The 21,778-nt window shown below is 62.0% G+C and carries 15 protein-coding genes and 3 pseudogenes; 2 read left to right on the top strand and 16 right to left on the bottom strand.

Features of this window, described 5'->3' with window-relative positions; translation table 11 throughout:
* Positions 1-5 precede the first annotated feature (5 nt).
* Positions 6-785: a site-specific integrase gene (locus tag UIB01_RS20190; RefSeq protein WP_051605121.1), complete on the bottom strand. Its 780-nt coding sequence runs from the start codon at positions 783-785 to the stop codon at positions 6-8.
* Between the two features lie 23 nt (positions 786-808).
* Here UIB01_RS20190 and UIB01_RS22970 point away from each other — a divergent pair.
* Positions 809-1,575 (top strand): annotated as a pseudogene (locus UIB01_RS22970) (IS3 family transposase); the annotation flags it as partial.
* 213 nt (positions 1,576-1,788) lie between these two features.
* Here UIB01_RS22970 and istB read toward each other — a convergent pair.
* From istB to istA (UIB01_RS20165), 3 genes and pseudogenes are all read right to left on the bottom strand, one after another.
* Entirely contained in the window at positions 1,789-2,538 is a 750-nt protein-coding gene (istB, locus tag UIB01_RS20175; RefSeq protein WP_038661430.1) for an IS21-like element IS1474 family helper ATPase IstB, read from the bottom strand.
* Positions 2,426-4,111 (bottom strand): IS21 family transposase, encoded by a 1,686-nt coding sequence (istA, locus tag UIB01_RS20170; protein WP_038661432.1) that lies wholly within the window; start codon positions 4,109-4,111, stop codon positions 2,426-2,428. The genes istB and istA (UIB01_RS20170) overlap by 113 nt, the downstream gene beginning before the upstream one ends.
* A gap of 229 nt (positions 4,112-4,340) precedes the next feature.
* A pseudogene (gene istA / locus UIB01_RS20165) lies at positions 4,341-5,207 on the bottom strand (IS21 family transposase); the annotation flags it as partial.
* Positions 5,208-5,774: 567 nt separating this feature from the next.
* Here istA (UIB01_RS20165) and UIB01_RS23485 point away from each other — a divergent pair.
* Positions 5,775-6,084, top strand: a pseudogene (locus tag UIB01_RS23485) (DUF3363 domain-containing protein); the annotation flags it as partial.
* A 122-nt stretch (positions 6,085-6,206) separates the two neighbouring features.
* Here UIB01_RS23485 and arcC read toward each other — a convergent pair.
* From arcC to phbB, 12 genes are all read right to left on the bottom strand, one after another.
* Complete coding sequence (arcC, locus tag UIB01_RS20160; RefSeq protein ID WP_038664471.1) at positions 6,207-7,133, bottom strand: carbamate kinase; 927 nt, start codon at positions 7,131-7,133, stop codon at positions 6,207-6,209.
* Positions 7,134-7,222: 89 nt separating this feature from the next.
* Positions 7,223-8,233, bottom strand: coding sequence for an ornithine carbamoyltransferase (locus UIB01_RS20155; protein ID WP_038664468.1), 1,011 nt, complete (start codon positions 8,231-8,233; stop codon positions 7,223-7,225).
* Positions 8,234-8,351: 118 nt separating this feature from the next.
* Positions 8,352-9,602, bottom strand: a complete 1,251-nt coding sequence (arcA, locus tag UIB01_RS20150) for an arginine deiminase (RefSeq protein WP_038664465.1) — start codon at positions 9,600-9,602, stop codon at positions 8,352-8,354.
* Between the two features lie 51 nt (positions 9,603-9,653).
* On the bottom strand, positions 9,654-11,081 hold the full coding sequence (gene arcD / locus UIB01_RS20145) for an arginine-ornithine antiporter (protein ID WP_011911900.1): 1,428 nt from the start codon (positions 11,079-11,081) through the stop codon (positions 9,654-9,656).
* Between the two features lie 141 nt (positions 11,082-11,222).
* On the bottom strand, positions 11,223-11,438 hold the full coding sequence (locus UIB01_RS20140; protein WP_010563423.1) for a YgdI/YgdR family lipoprotein: 216 nt from the start codon (positions 11,436-11,438) through the stop codon (positions 11,223-11,225).
* Positions 11,435-12,886, bottom strand: a complete 1,452-nt coding sequence (locus UIB01_RS20135; protein ID WP_038664460.1) for a TolC family outer membrane protein — start codon at positions 12,884-12,886, stop codon at positions 11,435-11,437. Before UIB01_RS20135 ends, UIB01_RS20140 begins: the two co-directional genes overlap by 4 nt.
* Before the next feature lie 65 nt (positions 12,887-12,951).
* Positions 12,952-14,067: an ABC transporter permease gene (locus UIB01_RS20130; protein WP_038664457.1), complete on the bottom strand. Its 1,116-nt coding sequence runs from the start codon at positions 14,065-14,067 to the stop codon at positions 12,952-12,954.
* A 1-nt stretch (position 14,068) separates the two neighbouring features.
* Positions 14,069-16,807: a ribosome-associated ATPase/putative transporter RbbA gene (gene rbbA / locus UIB01_RS20125; RefSeq protein ID WP_038664454.1), complete on the bottom strand. Its 2,739-nt coding sequence runs from the start codon at positions 16,805-16,807 to the stop codon at positions 14,069-14,071.
* Entirely contained in the window at positions 16,804-17,877 is a 1,074-nt protein-coding gene (locus UIB01_RS20120; protein WP_038664451.1) for an HlyD family secretion protein, read from the bottom strand. The genes rbbA and UIB01_RS20120 overlap by 4 nt, the downstream gene beginning before the upstream one ends.
* Positions 17,878-17,903: 26 nt before the next feature.
* Positions 17,904-19,604, bottom strand: coding sequence for a class I poly(R)-hydroxyalkanoic acid synthase (gene phaC, locus UIB01_RS20115; RefSeq protein WP_011911904.1), 1,701 nt, complete (start codon positions 19,602-19,604; stop codon positions 17,904-17,906).
* Positions 19,605-19,744: 140 nt separating this feature from the next.
* Positions 19,745-20,923 carry an acetyl-CoA C-acetyltransferase gene (locus UIB01_RS20110; protein WP_003464250.1) on the bottom strand — a complete coding sequence of 393 codons (1,179 nt, stop codon included), beginning with the start codon at positions 20,921-20,923 and terminating at the stop codon, positions 19,745-19,747.
* A 36-nt stretch (positions 20,924-20,959) separates the two neighbouring features.
* On the bottom strand, positions 20,960-21,715 hold the full coding sequence (gene phbB, locus UIB01_RS20105) for an acetoacetyl-CoA reductase (RefSeq protein ID WP_011911905.1): 756 nt from the start codon (positions 21,713-21,715) through the stop codon (positions 20,960-20,962).
* Positions 21,716-21,778: the final 63 nt, after the last annotated feature.

The raw sequence follows: 21,778 nt of genomic DNA, 5'->3' as shown, positions 1-21,778 counted from the left end.
TAACGCTAACGTTCATTTGCGACAGGGTGTGCAGTTGTTCGTCGGTTTGTCAGGCGCTGTGGCGCCTCGATACGGCCGACCACTCGTTCTCGACCAAAAACAGCAGGCTGTTTGGGGTGGCGAACTTTTGACAAGTCAGCGTCCTGTGCAGGTCTGATATGCAATTTGTGACCAGCCCCAGATCGACGGTTCCCATAGACGCTGATGGATTCAATGGATTGGTGCCCCATCATGTAGGCGAGAGCTTCATCGCTTTCACCTGACGCTTTCAGGTTCGAACCAATCTGGTGCCTGAAGCTTTTCAGGGTCGGCTGCTGTTTGCGCCGTGGCCACAGAGCACGGCACTCCTTGCGCAGGCGATCCCGAATAGCTGTATTAGTGCGAGGGCAGATACGCATCCATTTCGCGGCGCCAGCCACAACCTGGAGCACGGCAGGGTCGTCAATGACCAGTGTTCTGTCGGCGCCCCTATCCTGCGGAGCATTTTTTTTGCCGCCAATGATATGAACGTGATTGCCTGTCACCGTGATCGAGCGCATCTCACAGGGGCGTACCCCCAAGTAATAGGCAAGTACGAGCGACCAGGCCTCGTCCATGAATTCACGCGCTAACAGATGCTCCTGAAGCTCTCTGTAGTCTTCTTCAGTGATCGAGCGGATTTGCTTGAGTTTGGGTTTCTTGGGAAGTGTTGAACCTTGCGCTGTCACTGGGTTGACAAGCTGCTTGATGGCTTTGGCCGCTTGGTGTGAATCGCCCCTAGTTTCGTAGACACCTCCAAGCCTCATAATGAGGCCTATCAGGAGGTGCCATGAGCAACCAGCGTTACCCCGAAGAATTCAAGATCGAAGCGGTCAAGCACATCACTGAGCGCGGCTTGCGTGTTGCCGATGTGGCAGAGCGTCTAGGTGTGTCCGCGCATAGCCTGTACGCCTGGGTAAAGCGCTACAGCAAGCCCCAAGTACAGCGGCAGCAGGTAGATGATCAGCAAGCCGAACTGCGTCGTTTGCGCGCTGAACTCAAGCGAGTGACCGAAGAGCGAGACATCCTAAAAAAGGCCGCCGCGTACTTTGCCAAGGAGTCCGGCTGAAGTACGCCGTTATCAGCAAGCTGTCGGTGGAGTACCCGGTGCGGCGCCTCTGCCAGACCCTCCAGGTACATCCCAGCGGTTACTACGCCTGGCTGGCCGAGCCGAAATCTGCACGCGCCAAGGAGGATCAGCGTCTGCTCGGATTGATCAAGCATGCCTGGTTGGAAAGCGGCGAGGTCTACGGCTACCGCAAGATCCACGACGACCTGCGTGAGCTGGGCGAGTCTTGTGGCCGGCACCGCGTGGCTCGCCTGATGCGGGGAGAGGGACTGCGCTCGCAGACCGGTTATCGTCGGCGCCCCGGGTACTATGGTGGCAAGCCGACTGTGGCCTCGCCCAACCGTCTGGAGCGGAAGTTCAACGTCAGTGAACCGAACAAGGTCTGGGTCACCGACATCACTTACATCCGCACCTATGAGGGTTGGTTGTACTTGGTGGTGGTACTGGATCTGTTTTCGCGCCAAGTGATTGGCTGGTCGATGAAGCCACCCGCGCCTTCTTCCACTCGGCGTAGACGTAGGGTTGCACCGGCAAGGGGCGCAGCGCCAGACGATCCAGAGCCTCGAAGGCCGAGTGCCGGGAGCCCGGCAGCTTGCGAAACGGGCGGCTGCGGATTTCGGTGAACGTGACCGAGCGTTTCGCTAATACGTGACCGGTGCTTCCGTCCCGGTTGCGCGGTTTTGAGATTGTAATCGCATCGGTCACGATGCGGTGTCTTCCTCGGCTTTTTTCCGGCGCAGTGACTCGCCCTTCATCGTCAATCGGTAAGCGTTGTGCACCAGGCGATCAAGGATGGCATCGGCCAAGGTCGGGTCGTTGATCCAGCCGTGCCAGTGTTCGATGGGCAGTTGACTGGTCAGGATGGTGGAGCGGTTGCCGGCGCGGTCGTCGATCACCTCCAGCAGGTCATGCCGGGCCCCTTCCTCCAGCGGGGCTAGCGCCCAGTCGTCCAGAACCAGGACGTCGACCTTTGCCAGCTGTTGCAGGGTGCGGCCGAAGCTGCCGTCGCCGTGGGCGATGCGCAGTTGCTCCAGCAGGCGCGGGGTGCGCAGATACAGGGTGCTGTAGCCCTGGCGGCAGGCTTGGTTGCCCAAGGCACAGGCCAGCCAGGTCTTGCCGGCACCGGTCGGGCCGGTCAACAGCAGGTTGTGCTGCTGGCGGATCCAGTCACCGTTGGCCAGAGCGGCGATCAGGCGCTCGTCCAGGGCGCGGCCGGGACGCCGATCGAGATCCTCTAGGCAGGCATTGCTGTACTTGAGCTTGGCTTTCTTGCGCAGCCGCACCAGGCGCTGGTTGTCACGCCAGGCCAGTTCACGGTCAAGCAACAGGCCGAGGCGTTCATCGAAGCTCAGGCTGTAGCTGGCCGGCAGCGTCCATTGCTCCTCCAGTGCGCGGGCCATGCCGTCCAGGCGTAGCTGGTGCAGTTGATTCAGGGTGTGTTGCGGCATCATCGAACAGCTCCTGTTGCGGGGGTTGGTAGTAGTCGGCGCCACGGACGTTTTCGTGGTGCTCGGGGAGGCTCGCTTCGGCCGCACGCTTGGGCAGCGGCTGTCGATCCAGGCCTTGCTGAAGTAGGTTGCGCACGCTGCGCCCGGTGAAAGCGCGTAGCTGGACGGCCCGTTCGGCGGCGGCTTCCAGGCGGGCATTGCCATAGCGGCGGGCCAGCGAGAGCAGGCCGAGGCAGGCGCGGTAGCCCATCTCCGGGTGCGGCTTGTGGGTCAGTTGGTGATCGATCAGTTGGCGCGTGTAGGGGCCGATCCGCTCGCCCCAGTCGAGCAGGCGTTGCGGCGTCCATTCGCGATGCGCCTGGTGCGCGGCGGGCATGTGCTCGCGCTGCGTGCTGTAGGCGCCGCGACGGCCCAGCAGCAGGTGGCTGGCCACCCGCCGGTTGCCATGCAGCACTTCCAGGGTGTGCGCCGTCAGCCGCACCTCGACGCTCTGCCGGGCCAGGGCCGAGGGCACGCTGTAGAAGCTGCCATTGACCTCGATGTGGTAGTCGATGTTGACCTTGCAGCGCTTGAAGCTGGCGACCTCGTAGGGATGCTCCGGCAGCGGGCGTAGGGCTGGGCGATCCAGGCGCTCGAACCAGTCGCGCCGGCAGCCGTCGAGGCGCTTGAACGGGCGTCGATTCAGCTCCTCCAGCAGTTCGGCGATGGCCTGGTTGAGCGCATGCAGGCTGAAGAACTGCCGGTGGCGCAGCCGCGCCATGATCCAGCGCTCGACCACCTGCACCGCCACCTCGGCCTTGGCCTTGTCCTGAGGTTTGCGTGGCCGGGCTGGCAGCATCACCGTCTGGTAATGCCGCGCGCACTCCAGCGTCGCCCGGTTCAGGCCGGGCTCGTAGCGATCCGGCTGGGCGACCAGGGCGCGCGGATTGTCCGGCACCACCATCTCCGGCACGCCGCCGAAGTAGGCAAGCGCCTGCCCCAGCGAAGTCAGCCAGTCCACCTGGGTTTCGCCCGGCGTCGCGCAGGCATAGGTGTAATTCGAGGCGCCCAGGGCGGCGACGAAGATGTGCGCCCGGCGGACTTCGCCGGTGCCTGGATCGACCACCGGCAGCGTCGGGCCGGCATAGTCGATAAACAGCTTCTCGCCCGCGCGGTGCAGCTGGCGCATCGAACGCTTGAGCGTCTGTGCGTAACGCCGGTAGTGCTCGACGAACTGGGTGTAGCGGTAGGTCGGCTGCCCCGCATGCGCGGCGAGATACTCCTCCCACAGCAGCTGCAAGGTCACGCCCTTGCGCCGCAGCTCGCGATGGATACTCAGCACATCGGGCAGTACCCGCTCACCGCGCGGCTTGCCCGGTGGCATCGGCGCAAACAAGGCGGCTGCCAACGCGGCCTCATCCATCGCCACCAGCGCCGGCCAGTCCAGCCCGGCCACGCGCGCCGCCGTGACGTACTTGCTGACCACGCCCTTGGACAGCTGCAAGGCGCGGGCAATCTTCTCGTGGGACAAACCGGCCTCAAGCTTGAGGCGCAGACATTCTTTGATGTTTCGCATGGCTACTCGCGGCGCCGCCATCCCTCGTCTCCCGAAATCGGGCGAGGGTGACGGTCGCGTCAGGTCATGCGCAACGCAGGGGGAAGGTTTTCGCTAAACCGTGACCGACGATTTCGGTAAGCCGTGACCGCCTGTTTCGGAACAGGTGGAAAATCGGTCACGTTGTTAGCGAAATCAGCGGTCACGCGTTAGCGAAATGACCGGTCACGATCAACCGAAACGGCCGGTCACGATGCTCCGAAATCCGCAGGCGGCGATTGAGCCGCTCCAGCAACACGGAGATGGCGCTGTTGAGTTCATCCAAGGAGAAGAACTGACGGTTGCGCAGGGCCGCGAGGATCCAGCGCTCGACCACCTGCACGCCGACTTCGGCCTTGGCCTTGTCGCGCGGCTTACGCGCCCGCGCCGGCACCACCGCCACTCCGTAGTGCTCGGCAAGGTCGCGGTAGCTGGGGTTGATGTCCGGCTCGTAACGATGGGCCTTGCTTACCGCGCTGCGCAGGTTGTCCGGCACCACGATCTCCGGCACGCCGCCGAGGAAGGCGAAGCAACGGGTATGCGAGCCTAGCCAGTCCGGCAGCTGCTGCGACCAGGTGGCTTCGGCGAAGGTGTAGCTGGACGCGCCAAGCACCGCGACGAACACCTGCGCCCGGCGGATCTCGCCGCTGTGGCGGTCGATAACCGGCACCGTCTGCCCGGCGTAGTCGACGAACAACTTCTCGCCGACGCGATGCTCCTGGCGCATCACCACGTCCAGCTTGCCCTGCCAGGCCCGGTAGTGCTCGCAGAACCAGCTGTACTGAAAACCCTGCGGCTGGTTCAGGCGGTACTCCTGCCAGAGCAGCGCCAGGGTCACGCCGGGGCGACGCAGCTCGGCATGCACCCAAGACCAATCAGGCAGCGGTCGTTGTTCGGAGGGTACCGCCGGCGGTGGCGGGAACAGCTGCTGCTCCAGTTCGGAATCGGACAACGAACAGGGCCAGGCTAGACCGCTGGCGGCAAAGCGGTTGAGGTAATCGCCGACGGTGACACGACCGACCTGCACACTGACTGCAATCTGGCGAGCCGATAGCCCGACCTCGAACTTGAGACGAAGTACTTCGCGAATCTTACGCATGGATAAACGCTCCACGACGACCTCTCTGCTTCGAAAAAGAGGTCGATGGTAGTGAAGAAATCCTGCGTTACTGCCTGCCCGGTTGAGTGGCCGGATGGCCGTGGAATCAGTGGCCGGATCACCGTGGAATCGGTGGTCAGATGCTTATGGAATGGGTGGCCAGATGACCGTGGAATCCGCACTATACCTAGTGAGAGGCTATGAACCAGCTGTTCCTTTGGACTTCGATTCTGCGGCCCGACGGAGCGTCCCGAATGAGTTGTCTCAAACCGGGAAGCGAATCTTGCGTTGTTTTCGGTAGCTGCTGCTCAGTTTTGAAGTCAGCGCGACTTCTAGCTCTTTCGCCGCCATATTCCCGGCCGCCTTTCCGCTCTGGTTCTACCCGATCACTCTCCTGCTGACTAGAGTGCTACTCCTAGGTTGGCAAATCGGGCTCGTTTGGATTTTCGGCACGTTGGCCTTTCGTGATGGCTACCTGCGTATCGGGCTATGAACGGTTGGGCCGGTGGGGCACTGGTGGCATTTGGGTTCCAGAAGATCTTCGCGCGCTGAGACGCCTGAGCAGTTCAAGGTCGTCGTGTAATCCTGACGCGTAACCTGCAGGCGACGTTGCGCAATCGAGAGCGAACCCAGTTCGCTCTCGAGATCGCCGCCGAAACGGGGTTAGAGCACCGACCAATCCTTGATGATCGGCGCGTGATAGGCATCTACGGCGTAGCGTCTGCTCGCCAGTGGACGTTACGCCGTGCTCGATGACGGTAAGGGATTCAGCCTAATGCCGTGAACCCCATCATCGAGCAACGACTCGGGCAGCAAATTGCAGTGACCCATGCGCCATGGCAGAGTGTTCTGGGAGATTAGTCGGTCGCAAGGCTGAGATGTAGAGTCGAAGCATACTGGTGAAAACCAAGTGAACCTCGTAGCCCTCTAGATTGTCTCGAGTTTGTCCAAGTTATCGCGATGCAGATGGCCGGGCTCGAACATGTTGGCATCTCTCCTTCAGCGATAGGCGATGGCGCTGTAATCCAGGCTGATCCGGGTACCGGATTTGCCCTGGACGATGGCCTCGATATTTTCCAGCGAGCCGATCACCGCCGTGCTGCCAGTGTTGCGGGCGAACTCGCAGGCGGCTTGCACCTTCGGCCCCATGGAGCCGGCGGCAAAGCCGAGTTTGTCCAGCTCGTCGGGGTGAGCTTCGGCGATGGATTTCTGCGTCGGCTTGCCCCAGTCGATATAGGTGGCGTCGACGTCGGTGGCGATTACCAGCAGGTCGGCGTTGAGCTGTTCGGCGAGCAGTGACGAGCACAGATCCTTGTCGATCACCGCCTCCACGCCATGCAATTTGTTGCCGTCGTACATGGTGGGAATACCGCCGCCACCGGCGCAGATCACCACGCTGCCTTTTTCCAGCAGCCATTTGATCGGGCGAATTTCGAAGATGCGTTGTGGCCGTGGGCTGGCCACGACGCGGCGGAACTTGTCACCGTCCGGGGCGATGCTCCAGCCTTTCTCGGCGGCCAGGCGTTCGGCTTCTTCCTTGGCGTAGACCGGGCCTATAGGTTTGGTTGGTTTCTTGAACGCTGGATCGGCGCTGTCCACTTCGACCTGGGTGAGGATGGTGGCGAAGGGCACCTCGAACGGCAGCAGGTTGCCCAGCTCCTGCTCGATCATGTAGCCGATCATGCCTTCAGTTTCGGCGCCGAGTACATCCAGCGGGTAAGGATTGGCGGCGTCGAAGGCATTGCCCTGCAGGGCCAGCAGGCCGACTTGTGGGCCGTTGCCGTGAGCGATCACCAGCTCGTTTCCGCCTGCAACCTTGGCTATCTGCTCACAGGCGATACGTACATTTTCACGCTGGTTTTCCGCGGTCATGGCTTCGCCGCGACGAAGCAGGGCGTTGCCGCCCAGGGCGATGACGAGTCGCATGATGGTTGCTCCTTGTTCTCGTTCGTAGCCCGGATGCAATCCGGGGATGGCGAGGGGGCGATTGCCCCGGATTGCATCCGGGCTACGGTTTAGATGTCGGCCAGGGTCGCGACCAGAATCGCCTTGATGGTGTGCATGCGGTTTTCCGCCTGCTCGAAGGCGATGTTCCATGGCGACTCGAAGACGTCCTCGGTCACTTCGATGCCGTTCTTCAGGTGCGGATACTGTTCGGCGATCTGCTTGCCGACCTTGGTTTCGCTGTTGTGGAAGGCCGGCAGGCAGTGCATGAACTTCACCCGCGGGTTGCCGGCGGCCTTCATGATTTCGGCGTTGACTTGGTACGGCAGCAGTTCCTGGATGCGTTCACCCCAGGCTTCCACCGGCTCGCCCATCGACACCCAGACGTCGGTGTGGACGAAGTCGACGCCCTTGACCGCTTCCTTCGGGTCTTCAGTGAGCAGCAGGCGGGCGCCGCTTTCCTCGGCGAATTTCTTGCAGGCGGCGACATGTTCGGCGCTCGGCCACAGCGCCTTGGGCGCGGCGATGCGCACGTCCATGCCGAGCTTGGCGCCGATCAGCAGCAGCGAGTTGCCCATGTTGTTGCGCGCATCGCCGAGGTAGGCGTAGGCGATGTCGTGCAGCGGCTTGTCGCTGTGCTCGCGCATGGTCAGCACGTCGGCGAGCATCTGCGTGGGGTGGTACTCGTCGGTCAGACCGTTGAACACCGGCACGCCGGCGTAGGTGGCCAGTTCCTCGACAATCTCCTGCTTGAAGCCGCGATACTCGATGGCGTCGTACATGCGTCCGAGCACGCGAGCGGTGTCCTTCATCGACTCCTTGTGACCGATCTGCGAGGAGCCGGGGTCGATGTAGGTGACGTTGGCGCCCTGGTCGTAGGCGGCCACCTCGAAGGCGCAGCGGGTGCGGGTCGAGGTCTTCTCGAAGATCAGCGCGATGTTCTTGCGGCTCAGGTGCTGCTGCTCGGTGCCGGTGTACTTGGCGCGCTTGAGGTCGCGCGACAGGTCGAGCAGGTAACGCAGCTCACGGGTGCTGTGGTGCATCAGGCTGAGCAGGTTGCGGTTGTGCATGTTGAAAGCCATGAGATTTCGCTCCGTTGGCAAGGGCAACTGTAGGGCGGACATGCTGCAGGCTTGTCCGCCTTCTTGCTGGCAAAGGTGGACAAGGCTGCGCCATGTCCACCCTACGAATATGTGTCCGTCAGTAATCGATTGGGTCGCGGATGATCGGACAGGTCATGCAGTGGCCGCCGCCACGGCCGCGTCCCAGTTCGCTGGCGCTGATGGTGATGACCTCGACGCCGGCCTTGCGCAGCAGGGTGTTGGTGTAGGTGTTGCGGTCGTAGCCGATGACCACGCCGGGTTCCAGGCAGACCACGTTGTTGCCGTCGTCCCACTGCTCGCGTTCGGCCTCGTAGGCGTCGCCGCCGGTTTCCACCACGCGCAGTTTCTTCAGGTTGAGCGACTCGGCGACCACGTCGAGGAAGCTGCGCTCGTCGCGGCGCAGGTCGATACCGCCAGGCTTGCTTTCATCCGGGCGCAGCACGAAGGGCACGATGGAGTTGGCCACTTCCGGGAAGATGGTCACTAGGTCGCGGTCGCAGAAGCTGAACACGGTGTCCAGGTGCATGGCCGAGCGCGATTTGCCCAGGCCGGCGACTATCACCTTGTCGGCGGCGCCTTTGGCGAACAGGGTACGCGCCACCTGGCCGATGGCCTGGTGCGAGCTGCGCTCACCCATGCCGATCAGCACGGTACCGTTGCCGATTGGCATCACGTCGCCGCCTTCGAGGGTGGCCGAGCCGTGATCCTGATCCGGGTCGCCATACCAGACCTCGAACTCTTCATTGATGAAGTCCGGGTGGAATTTGTAGATGGCACTGGCGAGCAGGGTTTCCTGGCGGCGCGCCGGCCAGTACATCGGGTTGAGGGTTACGCCGCCGTAGATCCAGCAGGTGGTGTCGCGGGTGAACTGGGTGTTGGGCAGCGGCGGGAAGATGAAGCTGGACTCGCCCAGATAGGCGTTGAACATCTTCGCTGCTTCCGAATCTTTGTATTTCTGCAGGTCTGCGCCGGACACGCCGCCGATCAGGAATTCGGCGATGCGCCGTGGCTCCAGGCTTTCGATAAACGAACGAACTTCGTTCTGCAGACCGAGGCCGACGCTGTTGGGGGTGATCTTGCGCTCGAGAATCCACTGCAGCGCTTGCGGGTTGCGCACGGTCTCTTCGAGCAGGTTGTGCATCTCCACGACCTCTATACCGCGTTCACGCATCTTGGTCATGAAATCGAAATGGTCGCGCTTGGCCTGCGATACCCAGATCACGTCGTCGAACAGCAGTTCGTCGCAGTTGGCGGGGGTCAGGCGCAGGTGCGCAAGGCCGGGCGAGCAGACCATCACCTTGTGCAGCTTGCCGGCTTCGGAATGAACGCCTAGGGCTTTCTTGGACATGTCAAACTCCTTCTCGTGGAACGTGGCCCCGGAAGGTCCGGGGCGGCACTTTTACAAACTCAGGAAACCGTCATACAGGCCGAATGCGGCAATGCCGGCGCCGATCAGTACGGCGATGAAGATCAGCTTCTCGACGCCCGTGAACACCGGTTGGCCCAGCTCGCGCTTGGCCTTGGCGAACAGGATTGCGCCAGGGGCATAGAGCAGCGCGGAGAGCAGCAGGTACTGCACGCCGGCGGCGTACACCAGCCACACCGCATACAGCGTGGAGATCAGCGCGATCAGCAGATCCTTGTTGCGTTCGCCGGCGGCGTTTTCGTAGGTCTCGCCGCGCAAGGCCAGCAGCACGGCGTAGGCACTCGACCAGAAGTACGGCACCAGAATCATCGAGGTGGCCAGATACAGCAGGCTGAGGTAGGTGGACTCGCTGAACAGGGTGATGATCAGAAACAGCTGGATCAGCCCGTTGGACAGCCACAGCGCGTTAGCCGGGACCTGGTTGGCGTTCTCCTTGCGCAGGAACTCCGGCATGGTGTGGTCACTGGCGCTGGCGAAGAGAATCTCGGCGCACAGTAGTGTCCACGACAGCAGCGCCCCGGCCAGCGAGATGATCAGGCCGATGGAGATCAGTTGCGCCCCCCAGGGGCCGACTACCTGTTCCAGCACGGCAGCCATCGACGGGTTTTTCAGTCCGGCCAGTTCGGCCTGGGCGAGGATGCCCTGACTGAGGATGTTGACCAGCACTAATAGCAGGAGCACGCCGATGAAGCCGATGACGGTGGCCTTGCCGACATCGCTGCGTTTCTCGGCGCGGGCGGAGAAGATGCTCGCACCCTCGATACCGATGAACACCCAGACGGTGACCAGCATCATGTTGCGCACCTGATCCATCACGCTGCCGAGCTCGGTGTTGCCGCTGCCCCAGAAGTCCGAGGTGAACACGTCCATCTTGAAGGCGACGGCGGCGATGACGATGAACAGCGCCAGCGGCAGCATCTTGGCGATGGTGGTGATGGTATTAATGAAGGCCGCTTCCCTGATCCCGCGCAGCACCAGAAAGTGCAGCAGCCAGAGCACGATAGAGGCGCAGATGATCGCCGGCAGGGTGTTGCCCTCGCCGAATACCGGAAAGAAGTAGCCGAGGGTGGAGAACAGCAACACCATGTAGCTGACGTTGCCGATCCAGGCGCTGATCCAGTAACCCCAAGCCGAGGAGAAACCCATGTAGTCGCCGAAGCCGGCCTTAGCGTAGGCATACACCCCGCCATTGAGGTCGGGTTTGCGGTTGGCCAGGGTCTGGAAGACGAAAGCCAGGGTGAGCATGCCGACACCGGTGATCAGCCAGCCAATAAGGGTGGCGCCGGCACTGGCACTGGCGGCGATATTCTGCGGCAGGGAGAAGATCCCGCCGCCAACCATTGAACCAACAACCAGAGCGATCAACGCGCCGAGGCGCAGTTTTTGAGTCGAGTCAGACATAGCGAGACCTCCTTGGTCTAGTAATAACTACCGGGCAGACTCTTTCGGAGTTTTCCTAATGTTTAACAAGTTCAATGCAGTCGTGATAAATGGGGTTAGAAAGTTTGAAGGTGGTATCACGAAACCGCTGTCATTGCTGAATCAGAGCGTCCTGATGGTATTCACCTGATCTTTATTTATACGTTGGGGTTTCCCGTCAGGTTGCTTAAATTCGTAGAAACCACTTTTTGCATCGTATTTGGGTTCGTCTAGTGTCTGGATTTCCTGACCGCTGTTGAGCACGATCAGCGAGGGGGTAGAACAGCCAGCAAGCAGGCTGAGAGTCAGAGCGGAAAGTACAAGGCAGATTTTTTTCATGATGATGCTCCTAAGTTGTCGTCAGTAAAGTTGGCTTCTAATGTTTCTTCCGGTAGGAAGTCTTTGTCCGGGTTGTAGTCAGGCTTGAGGAAGCTGTCCAGCGCTTCCAGGTCAGCCGGACTGAGGGTGCCGGCGGCCTGCTTCAGGCGCAGGTTGTTGAGGATGTAGTCATAGCGCGCGTCGTTGTAGTTGCGCACCGCGCTGTACAGCTGACGCTGGGCATCGAGCACATCGACGATGTTGCGGGTGCCGACCTGGTAGCCGATCTCGGTGGCTTCCAGGGCGCTCTGGTTGGAGATGATCGACTGGCGGCGCGCCTGCACGGTCTCCACGTCGGTATTCACCGCACGGAACAGGTTACGGGTGTTCTGCACCACCTGGCGGCGCAAGCTTTCGCGCAACTGCTCGGTCTGCCCCAGGCGCTGATAGGCCTCACGCACCTGCGAGCTGGTCAGGCCGCCGCTGTACAGCGGGATATTCAGTTGCAGGCCGATGGAGCGCTGCGAAACATCGCCACCGTATGTAGTGGGTGACGCAGCAGAGTTGGTAAAGCCCAGGCTGTCATTGTCGCCCTTCTGATAGCTGGCCACGGCATCCAGGGTCGGCGCATGGCCGGCCTTGCGCTGGCGCAGGTTTTCCTCGGCAGCATCGACCGCGAAGAAGCTGGCCTGCAGATTGAGGTTCTGCGCAGCGGCGGTATCGACCCAGGTTTTGGCGTCGTTCGGTGTCGGCGCCAATACCGGCAAGGTATGCACGATACCTTCGACTGCCGTGTAGCTGCGATTGGTCAGCGCCACCAGGGCCTCGAAGGCATCATCCACGGCGCGCTCGGCGAGAATGCGGTTGGCTCGGGCAGTGTCGAAACCGGCCTGCGCTTCGAGCACGTCGGTCTTGTCGGAAAGGCCAACATCGAAGCGCTCGTTGGCCTGATCCAGCTGGCGCTTGAACGCCGCCTCTTCGGCACGGGTCGAGGCCAGGGTGTCCTGGGCGCGCAACACGGCAAAGTAGGTCTCGGCGCTCTGCAGAATCAAGCTCTGCTCGGTCGCTGACAGCTCCAGCGCCGCCTGCTCACTGGTCGCCTCGGCCGCCTGCAGCTGGAACCATCGATCGGCACGGAACAGTGGCTGGCTCAGGTTGGCCTGATACACCAGACCGCTGCGCGACAGGGTGTTACTCGGCGAATCGAGCTCGGTGCGGGTATCGCCATAATTGGCCCCCGCCGACAGGTTGGGCAGCAGCCCGGCACGCGCCTGCGGCACCACTTCGCGACGCGCCTGGTAGTCGGCGCGAGCGGCAGCGATATCGGCGTTGTTCTTCGCTGCTTGTTTGTACACGGTGACCAGGTCGGTTTTGGCCGGGGTGGGTAGGGAGGTTGCCCAGCCCTGTGCTGGGATGCCCAGGCAGATGGCTGTCACCAGGGCCAACCTAGCGGTTGTGGTTATCTCCACGTATTAGTTTCCTTATTTGGTCTGTCTTGCATGTCTATTCGAATGGCACCGTGTGGATGGCCTTCTCAATGCAGGGATTTGCGCAGCCGCGACAAGGCACCGATGAAAAACACGCTACCGATGGCGCCTAGGGCAAGCATTTGCGGCCAGACGACAGCCGGGCCGGCGCCACGGAAGAGAATGGCTTGGGCTAGCTCGACGAAGTGCGTGGTGGGTGCCGCCAGCATGACGTTCTGTACGACTTCCGGCATGCTTTCGCGCGGGGTCATGCCGCCGGAGAGAATCTGCAGAGGCATCAGCACGAGAATGATCAGCAGGCCCAGCTGTGGCATCGAGCGGGCCAGGGTGCCGAAGAAGATGCCCATCGAGGTGGTGGCGAACAGGTGCAGGGCGACACCGCCGAGGAACAACAGCACGGAGCCGGGAATGGGGACGGCCAGCCAGCCCTCGATGATGATGCGCATGGACAGGGCGGTGGCGGCCAGCACCACTAGGCCCATCGACCAGACCTTGGCCGACATGATCTCGAACGGCGTGACGGGCATCACCAGCAGGTGCTCGATGGTGCCGTGTTCGCGTTCGCGGATCAGTGCGGCGCCGGTGAGGATGATCGACAGCATGGTGATCTGGCTGACGATTGCGTTGACGGAGCCGAACCAGGATTGCACCAGGTTGGGGTTGTACTGCATGCGTACCACCGCTTCGACGGGTACCGCGTTGGCGCCACGAAAGCGCCTGAGGAACTCGCCGACCTCGTCATTAATGATCTGCTGGATATGTCCAGCCCCCGTGAACGCTTGGCTGACTTGTGTGGCATCGACATTGAGCTGGATGGTTGGCTGGCGTCCGGCTAGCAGATCTTGCTGGAACTGCGGCGGGATGTTCAGGGTGAAGGTATAGCGCCCGGCGTCCATGCCGCTGTCCATGGTTTCCAGGTCGATGGCCGCGGGCTTGATGAAGTAGGGCAACTGGAAGCCGCCGACGATGCGCGTCGACAGTTGCGAGCGATCCTCGTCGAGCACGCCAATGCTGGCCCGGTGCGGCGACTCCGGCACACTGTTGGCTTGGGAGTAAATGCTCAGGGTGAAGGCGTAGAGGATCAGCAGCAACAGGGCCGGGTCGCGATACAGGCTGCGCAGTTCCTTGATGCCCAACTGCAGGATGTTGTTCAGTTTGCGCATCTTATTTCTCCTGCTTCTTCAGGCCGGCGACGCTGAGCAGGGTCAGTGTGGGGATGGTGATCAGCAAGGGAATGAAGTAGGGGTAGAGTTCGGCCAGGCCCAGCGCCTTGGAGAACACGCCACGGCTGATGATCAGGAAATGGCTGGTCGGGTAGAGGTTGCCGATCAAGGCGCTGGCGCCTTCCAAGGCCGATACCGGGTGGATCAGACCGGAGAATTGCGTAGCCGGCACCACGGTGGCGATGGCGGTGCCGAAGATCGCGGCGATCTGGCTATTGAGCACCGAGGAGATCAGCAGGCCGAGGCTGGTGGCGCAGGTCACGTAGAGCAGTGCGCCGAGTGTCAGGGTCAGCATGCTGCCCTTGACCGGCACATCGAAGAAGCAGACCGAGAAGGCCACCAGCATGAAGAAGTTGGCCATGCCCAGGGCGATATAGGGCAACTGCTTGCCGATCAGGAACTCCAGGCGGGTCACCGGCGTGACGTAGAAGTTGGTGATCGAGCCCAGCTCCTTTTCCCGCACCACGCCCAGGGCGGTGAGCATCGCCGGAATCATCATCAACAGGATCGGGATCACCGCCGGCACCATGGCTTGCAGGCTTTGCACATCGGGGTTGTAGCGGTAGCGCAGGGCGATGTCGAACTGGCTGCGGGCCGCATTCCCGGGAGCCGTCGCGGCAAGCTGCTGCAGGTAGCCCTGGTGGATGCCCTGTACGTAGCCCTTGACCGTATTGGCGCGGGTCGGCATGGCGCCGTCGACCCAGAATCCCAGCTGTGGTACGTCACCGCGCTTGAGCTCGCGACCGAAGCCTGGCGGAATCTCCACGGCCAGGCTGATATCGCCCTGGCGCATGCGCCGTTCGAGTTCGTCGTAGTCGCGCAGTGGCGGTTTTTCCTGGAAATAGCGCGAGCCGGTAAGGGTCTCGGCATAGGCGGCGCTGGTGGTGGTCTGGTCGCGATCGAGTACCGCGTAGCTCAGATCCTCGACATCCAGGTTGATGCCGTAGCCCATGATGAACATCAGCAGAACCGTACCGATCAAGGCCAGGGTGGCGCGAACAGGATCGCGGCGCAGTTCCATGGCTTCGCGCTGGGCGTAGCTGTACAGGCGCCGAGGGCTGAAACATGATTTTGCCGCGCTGGCATGGACGAATTCCGCCTCCTCTGGTGCCTGCTGCGGGGCGTCCGCCGGTGTGTCGTCAGCGGCATCGCGCAGGTAGGCGATGAAGGTTTCTTCCAAGGTGGACAGGCCGCGCTTGGCCATCAGCGCCTGCGGCGTGTCACTGTCCAACACGCGGCCGGCGTGCATCATCGACATGCGGTCGCAGCGCAGCGCCTCGTTCATGAAATGGGTGGAAATGAAGATGGTCACGCCATCCTTGCGCGACAGGTCGATCAACAGCTCCCAGAAGCCGTCGCGGGCTACCGGGTCGACGCCGGAAGTCGGCTCGTCGAGGATCAGGATCTCCGGCTGGTGAATCACCGCCACCGCCAGCGACAGGCGCTGGCGCACCCCCAGGGGCAGATCCTCCGGCAACTGCTCGGCGACTCCCTGAAGATCGAACCTGTCGAGCATTTCCTGAATGCGCGCGGGACGCCGTTGCGGCGGGATTTCGAACAGCCGGGCATGCAGGTCGAGGTTCTGCAGCACACTCAACTCGCTGTACAGCGAGAACGCCTGGGACATGTAGCCGACCCGGCGGCGGGTGTCGATGTTCCTTGGGTCGACCGGTTTGCCGAACAGGAAGGCTTCGCCTTCGCTGGCCGGCTGCAGCCCGGTGAGCATCTTCATGGTGGTCGACTTGCCGCAGCCGTTGGAGCCGAGGAAGCCGAAGATTTCCCCGCGCTCGATGCGGAAATCTACATGATCGACGGCGACGAAATCACCAAAGCGGCAGGTCAGGCCGTGCGCCTCGATGGCCACCGCATTCTCGCCGCTGGCCGCCGGGCGCGGTGGAATCACTAGGGTATGGTGGCCGCTGCGCTTGGCTTCGGGCAACAGGGCGATGAAGGCTTCTTCCAGATTGTCGGTGCCGGTGCGTTCGAGCAGTTCGCCAGGGGTTCCGATATCCAGCACCTTGCCGTCGTCCATGGCCATCAGCCAGTCGAAACGCTGGGCTTCGTCCATGTAGGCGGTGGCGACCAGCACGCTCATGCCGGGGCGGCGCTTGCGAATGCGCTCGATCAATTCCCAGAACTGGTTGCGCGCCAGCGGGTCGACGCCGGTGGTGGGTTCGTCGAGGATCAACAGATCCGGATCGTGGATCAGCGCACAGCACAAGCCGAGCTTCTGTTTCATGCCGCCGGACAGCTTGCCCGCCGGGCGTTCGACAAACGGCGCCAGGCCGGTGCTTTGCGTCAGGTCGGCAATCCGCGCCCTGCGCTCCTGCTCATCCTGGCCGAACAGGCGGCCGAAGAAGTCGAGGTTCTCGAACACGGTCAGGGTCGGGTAGAGATTCTTGCCCAGGCCCTGGGGCATGTAGGCGATGCGCGGGCAGACGTCGCGGCGGTGGCCGGCATCGGCCATGTCGCCGTCGAGCACCCGTATCGTGCCGTCCTGCATCCTACGCGCCCCGGCGATCAGGGCCAGTAGGCTGGACTTGCCCACGCCATCTGGGCCGATCAGGCCGACCATGCGGTTGGCGGGGATGTCGAGGGTGACCGCGTCCACCGCGCAGGTTTTGTTGTAGCGCAGGCTGACCTCGATCAGTTGCACCACGCTGGGGTCGTTCGCTGTCATGGTGTGATTCGCACGTGCAGGCTTTCGGGCCACTCGGCGGAGGCGTCGAGTTTCAGGTAGGCCATGCCGGGAACCCCGGTCTTGACCTGCTCGAGGTGTTTCTGCAGCAGTACGGGATCGATCCGTGCCTTGACCCGGAACATCAGTTTTTCCCGTTCGTTGGCGGTTTCCACTGTCTTAGGGGTGAACTGCGCGACGCTGGCGACGAAGGTCACCTTGGCCGGGATCACATATTGCGGCGCGGCATCCAGGATCAGCCGCACCTCCGCGCCGAGGGCGACCCGACCAGCCTGTTGCGCCGGCAGGAAGACGTTCATGTACACGTCGTTGAGGTCGACCAGATTGAGTACCTTGCCGCCTGCACCCAATACTTCGCCTGGCTGGCTGACACGATACTGCACGCGGCCACTGCGCGGTGCCTTAAGCTGGCTGTCCTCGATATCGGCCTGCAGACGTTCGACGCTGGCCTGGGCTGCTTCCACAGTGGACTCGGCTTCGATCACCTGCGATTGTGCCGCCTCGATGGCTGCCTGGGTCGACAGAACCTGGGAGCGGGCTGCGCTGAGGGCGGCCTGGCCGCTTTGCAGGGCGGCCAGGTCATCGTCGAGTTTCTGCTGGGGCAAGGCATTGCGTCTGACCAGGGTCTCGGTACGGGCGTAGCGCTTCTGTGCCGCGGTCAGTTCGGCCTGGCGCTGGTGCACCACGGCTTCGGCGGTGGCCTTCTCGCTGATACGCAGGGAAACCTGGGAATGAGCCGTGCGGGTGGCGTTCTGTGCTTGGCGAACCTGGGCCTGGGCCTGGCTCAACTGGGCGGTGAGCACCTGGATGTCCATTTGCGCGAGTACTTGTCCGGCGGCGACGAAATCGCCTTCGTCGACGTCGATCTGTAGCAGACGGCCAGCCAGTTTTGCGGCGACATCCACTTCGGTTGCCTCGATCCGGCCATTGGCGCTGGCGAAACCGGAACCCAGGCCGCTCGGGCGCAGTTCCAGCCAGACCAGTGCGGCCACGGCGGCCAGGGCGACGGCGGAGGCCGTGTGGATCAGGGTTTTCTTCTGTTGTGGCTTCATCGAGGGTTTTCCTAAACTTCGGGCGGTCATTGCTTCACGTAGCGCCCAGGCGCTTGTTCTAGGGGAGGGTATTCGGCATTGCCCATCCGCGTGATGGCGGGCCGGAGCTCGCCGGCATGCCCGGCCAGCCAGGCGAACCAATCGACCCACCAACTACCTGCGTGTTGTTGAGCGCTTTGTAGCCAGTCGTCAGCAATCGGCGTGATGTGCTCGTTTACCCAGTAATGGCGTTTGTTGCTTGCTGGTGGGTTAATCACTCCGGCGATGTGGCCAGAAGATCCGAGGACGAAGCGTTTCGATCCCCCAAGAAGAGCCGTGCTGGCATAGGCACTGCGCCATGGGACTATGTGGTCATCGTGGGTTCCGAGGAGGTAGGCTGGCGCCTCTATGGAGCGCAGATCCAGCTTGACCCCGCACAGCTCCAGCTCGCCCGACTTGAGGTCGTTCTGCAGGTAGGTGTGGCGCAGATACCAGCAGTACATGGGGCCAGGTAGGTTGGTACTGTCGTTGTTCCAGAACAGCAGATCTAGGGCGCGTGGTTTCTGTCCCTTGAGGTACTTGTCGACGTTGTAGTTCCACCACAGCTCGTTGGGCCGCAGCAGGGAGAAGGTGTTGCCCATATCCTCTCCGCGGAACAGGCCACATTTACCACCATGGCCACCGATGGTGCGCTCGCGGTAGGCCACCAGTTGCTCATCGACAAAGACACTGATCGGCCCGGTATCAAGGTAGTCGAGGAAGGTGGCGAACAGGCTCAGACTGGCAATGTCGTGGTCGCCCCTCGCAGCCAGCACTGCCAACGCGCAGCTCAGCAGGGTGCCGCCGATGCAGAAGCCCAGGCAGTTCAGATGACGCTCGCCACTGATGACCCGGGTAGTGCGTAGGGCGCTGATCACTCCGTCCTGGATGATCTGCTCCCAGGTGATGTCAGCCTGTTTCTGGGTGAAGTTGCGCCAGGACATCAGGAATACCGGGTGACCCTGTTCCAGCAGATGGCGAACCAGAGAATTTTCCGGGCTGAGGTCGAGGATGTAGTACTTGTTGATGGCCGGCGGGACGATAAATATTGGCCTCTGGTACTGTGTATCGGTGAGCGGCAGGTATTGGATCAACTGGAACAGCGGAGTTTCCAGCACCACCTCACCGGGAGTGACGGCGAGATTCACGCCAACTTCGAAGTCGCCTCGGTCGCATTGACGCAACTTGCCTTCTTGTAGGTCTCCGGCCAGATGCAATAGACCACTGAGCAGGCTGGCCCCCTGGGTTTCCACCAGGCATTTCAGGGCATCGGGATTGCTCAGCAGGAAGTTGCTCGGGGCGCTTGCGGCGATTGCCTGCTCGATCAGGTAGCGCAGACGCTGACGTGGCTTCTCTTCTTTGATGGTGAGCAGCTCCAGCAATTTCAGCAGAAATCCGGAATTCAGCAGGTAGAAGGCGGCCATGGAACCGAACAACGGTTCACTCCAGTTGCCACTAGCGAAACGCCGGTCGTCGAAGTCGAACGGTTGACGGGCCAGCAGTTGCTGGCCAAGCGCTGTCCATTGTTGCTGGTAGTCAACCTGCAATTGTTCCAACGCTTCGGGGGAGACATTGAACCACTGGCTTTGGTCATGCCCGTTGAACCAAGAGTTTTGCGCTACGTACAGGCGCAGTTGCTGTAGGGCGAAGCTGGTGATGAAAGGCGCCTGTCCTGACCAGTAGTGAGCGAAAGAATGTGAATTGTTCATGTTCATGGTTTGTCCAAGAAAATGAAAAAAGGCCGCGCCCGGCAAAGGGCACGGTGCGATCATTTCGGGGAATACCCTCACCGCCATCCAGGCGGTGAGGGTGCAGGGGAGCTCGCCCGATAGATCCGCGAAATCGTTAGTCAGCGTTCAATGGCCAGCGCCACGCCCTGGCCGCCGCCGATGCACAGCGTCGCCAGGCCTTTCTTGGCATCGCGGCGGATCATCTCGTGCAGCAGGCTGACCAGCACGCGGCAGCCGGAGGCGCCGATCGGGTGGCCAAGGGCGATGGCGCCGCCGTTGACGTTGACCTTGGCGGCATCCCAGCCCAGCTCCTGACCAACGGCCAGTGCCTGGACGGCGAAGGCTTCGTTGGCTTCGATCAGGTCTAGCTCGTTCAGGCTCCAGCCGGCTTTGTCCAGGCAGTGGCGGCTGGCCGAGACCGGGGCGATACCCATGATCGCCGGATCGACGCCTGCGTTGGCATAGGCGCTGATTTTCGCCAGCACCGACAGGCCCAGCGCTTTGGCCTTGGCTGCGCTCATCAGCAGCACGGCGGCGGCGCCATCGTTGAGGCTGGAGGCATTGCCGGCGGTAACGCTGCCGTCCTTCTTGAACGCCGGCTTGAGTTTGGCCAGCGACTCGGCGGTGGTGCCGGCACGCGGCTGCTCGTCACGGGCGAAGGCGATTGGATCGCCCTTGCGCTGCGGGATCAGCACCGGGGTTATCTCGGCGTCGAAACGACCAGCTTCGATGGCGGCCACGGCCTTCTGCTGCGAGGCGGCGGCAAAGGCGTCCTGGGCTTCACGGCTGATGCCGTACTTGTCCACCAGGTTCTCGGCGGTGATGCCCATGTGGTAATCGTTGAAGGCATCCCACAGGCCATCGACGATCATGCTGTCGAGCATCTGCGCATGGCCCATGCGCAGGCCGGTGCGGGCTTTGGGCAGCACGTAGGGCGACAGGCTCATGTTCTCCATGCCGCCGGCAATGATCACCTCGGCATCGCCGCAACGGATAGCCTGGGCAGCCAGGTGCAGGGCCTTGAGGCCCGAGCCGCAGACCTTGTTCAGGGTCATCGCAGGAACGACGTGGGGCAGGCCGGCGCGAATCACAGCCTGGCGTGCGGGGTTCTGTCCGGACGCGGCAGTGAGCACCTGGCCGAGGATCACTTCATCGACCTGGGCAGCATCGAGGCCGGTCTGCTCGAGCAGGCGCCGGATGACGATGGCGCCGAGTTCCGGTGCCGGAATCTCGGCCAGGCTGCCTTGGAAGCTACCGATGGCGGTGCGGGTTGCAGCGACGATAACGACGTCGATCATCTGGAATGCCTCATGTTATGACTAGTCGATTGCGCATCACTGCATATTCATGCCGCCGTTCACCGAGAAGTCGGCGCCGGTGGCATAGGCGGATTGATCAGAGGCTAGCCAGGCTACGATCGAGGCAATTTCCTCAGGCTGGCCGAGGCGACCGACGGGGATTCCGGCAATCATGCCTTCAAGGATGTCTGGGCGAATTGCCGCAGTCATATCTGTCTTGATATAGCCAGGGGAAACCGTATTGACGGTCACGCCCTTGCCACTCACTTCTCGGGCCAAAGCCATGCTGAAACCATGGATACCGGCTTTGGCTGCAGAGTAGTTGGTCTGGCCGAACTGACCCCGCTGTCCATTGATCGAGGATATGTTGATGACACGCCCCCAGCCCTTGGTCAGCATGCTCTCGATGACCTGACGGGTTGTGTTGAACAGGCCGGTGAGGTTGGTATCGATCACTGCTTTCCAGTTTTCGGGAGGCATCTTGCGTAGCGTACCGTCTCGGGTGATCCCCGCATTGTTGACCAGTACATCAATCGGGCCGACATTTTCGCGCACCATCTCAAAAGCCTGGCGGGTGCTGTCCCAGTCGGTGATGTCGCAGTCGATGCAGTGGAAGTGGAAGCCAGCCTCTAATTGCTTCGCCATCCAAGAGGCTTTGCGGCTTGAGTAGGGGCCGCAACTCACCACTACGGTGAAACCATCCTGGTGCAGGCGCTGGCTGATCGCTGTGCCGATGCCGCCCATGCCGCCGGTGACCAGTGCTATACGTGTCGAATTACTCGAAGTAGCCACTGACCATGCCTCCTTAATCGAAGCCTTGATATTTTGGTCAAGCTTCCGGTGCTTCACGGGCAG

Origin of the sequence: Stutzerimonas decontaminans, assembly GCF_000661915.1 — a bacterium.
Classification (GTDB): Bacteria; Pseudomonadota; Gammaproteobacteria; order Pseudomonadales; family Pseudomonadaceae; genus Stutzerimonas; species Stutzerimonas decontaminans.
Note: the sequence above shows the minus strand (reverse complement) of the source record. Positions and strands in the feature narration are given on the sequence as shown.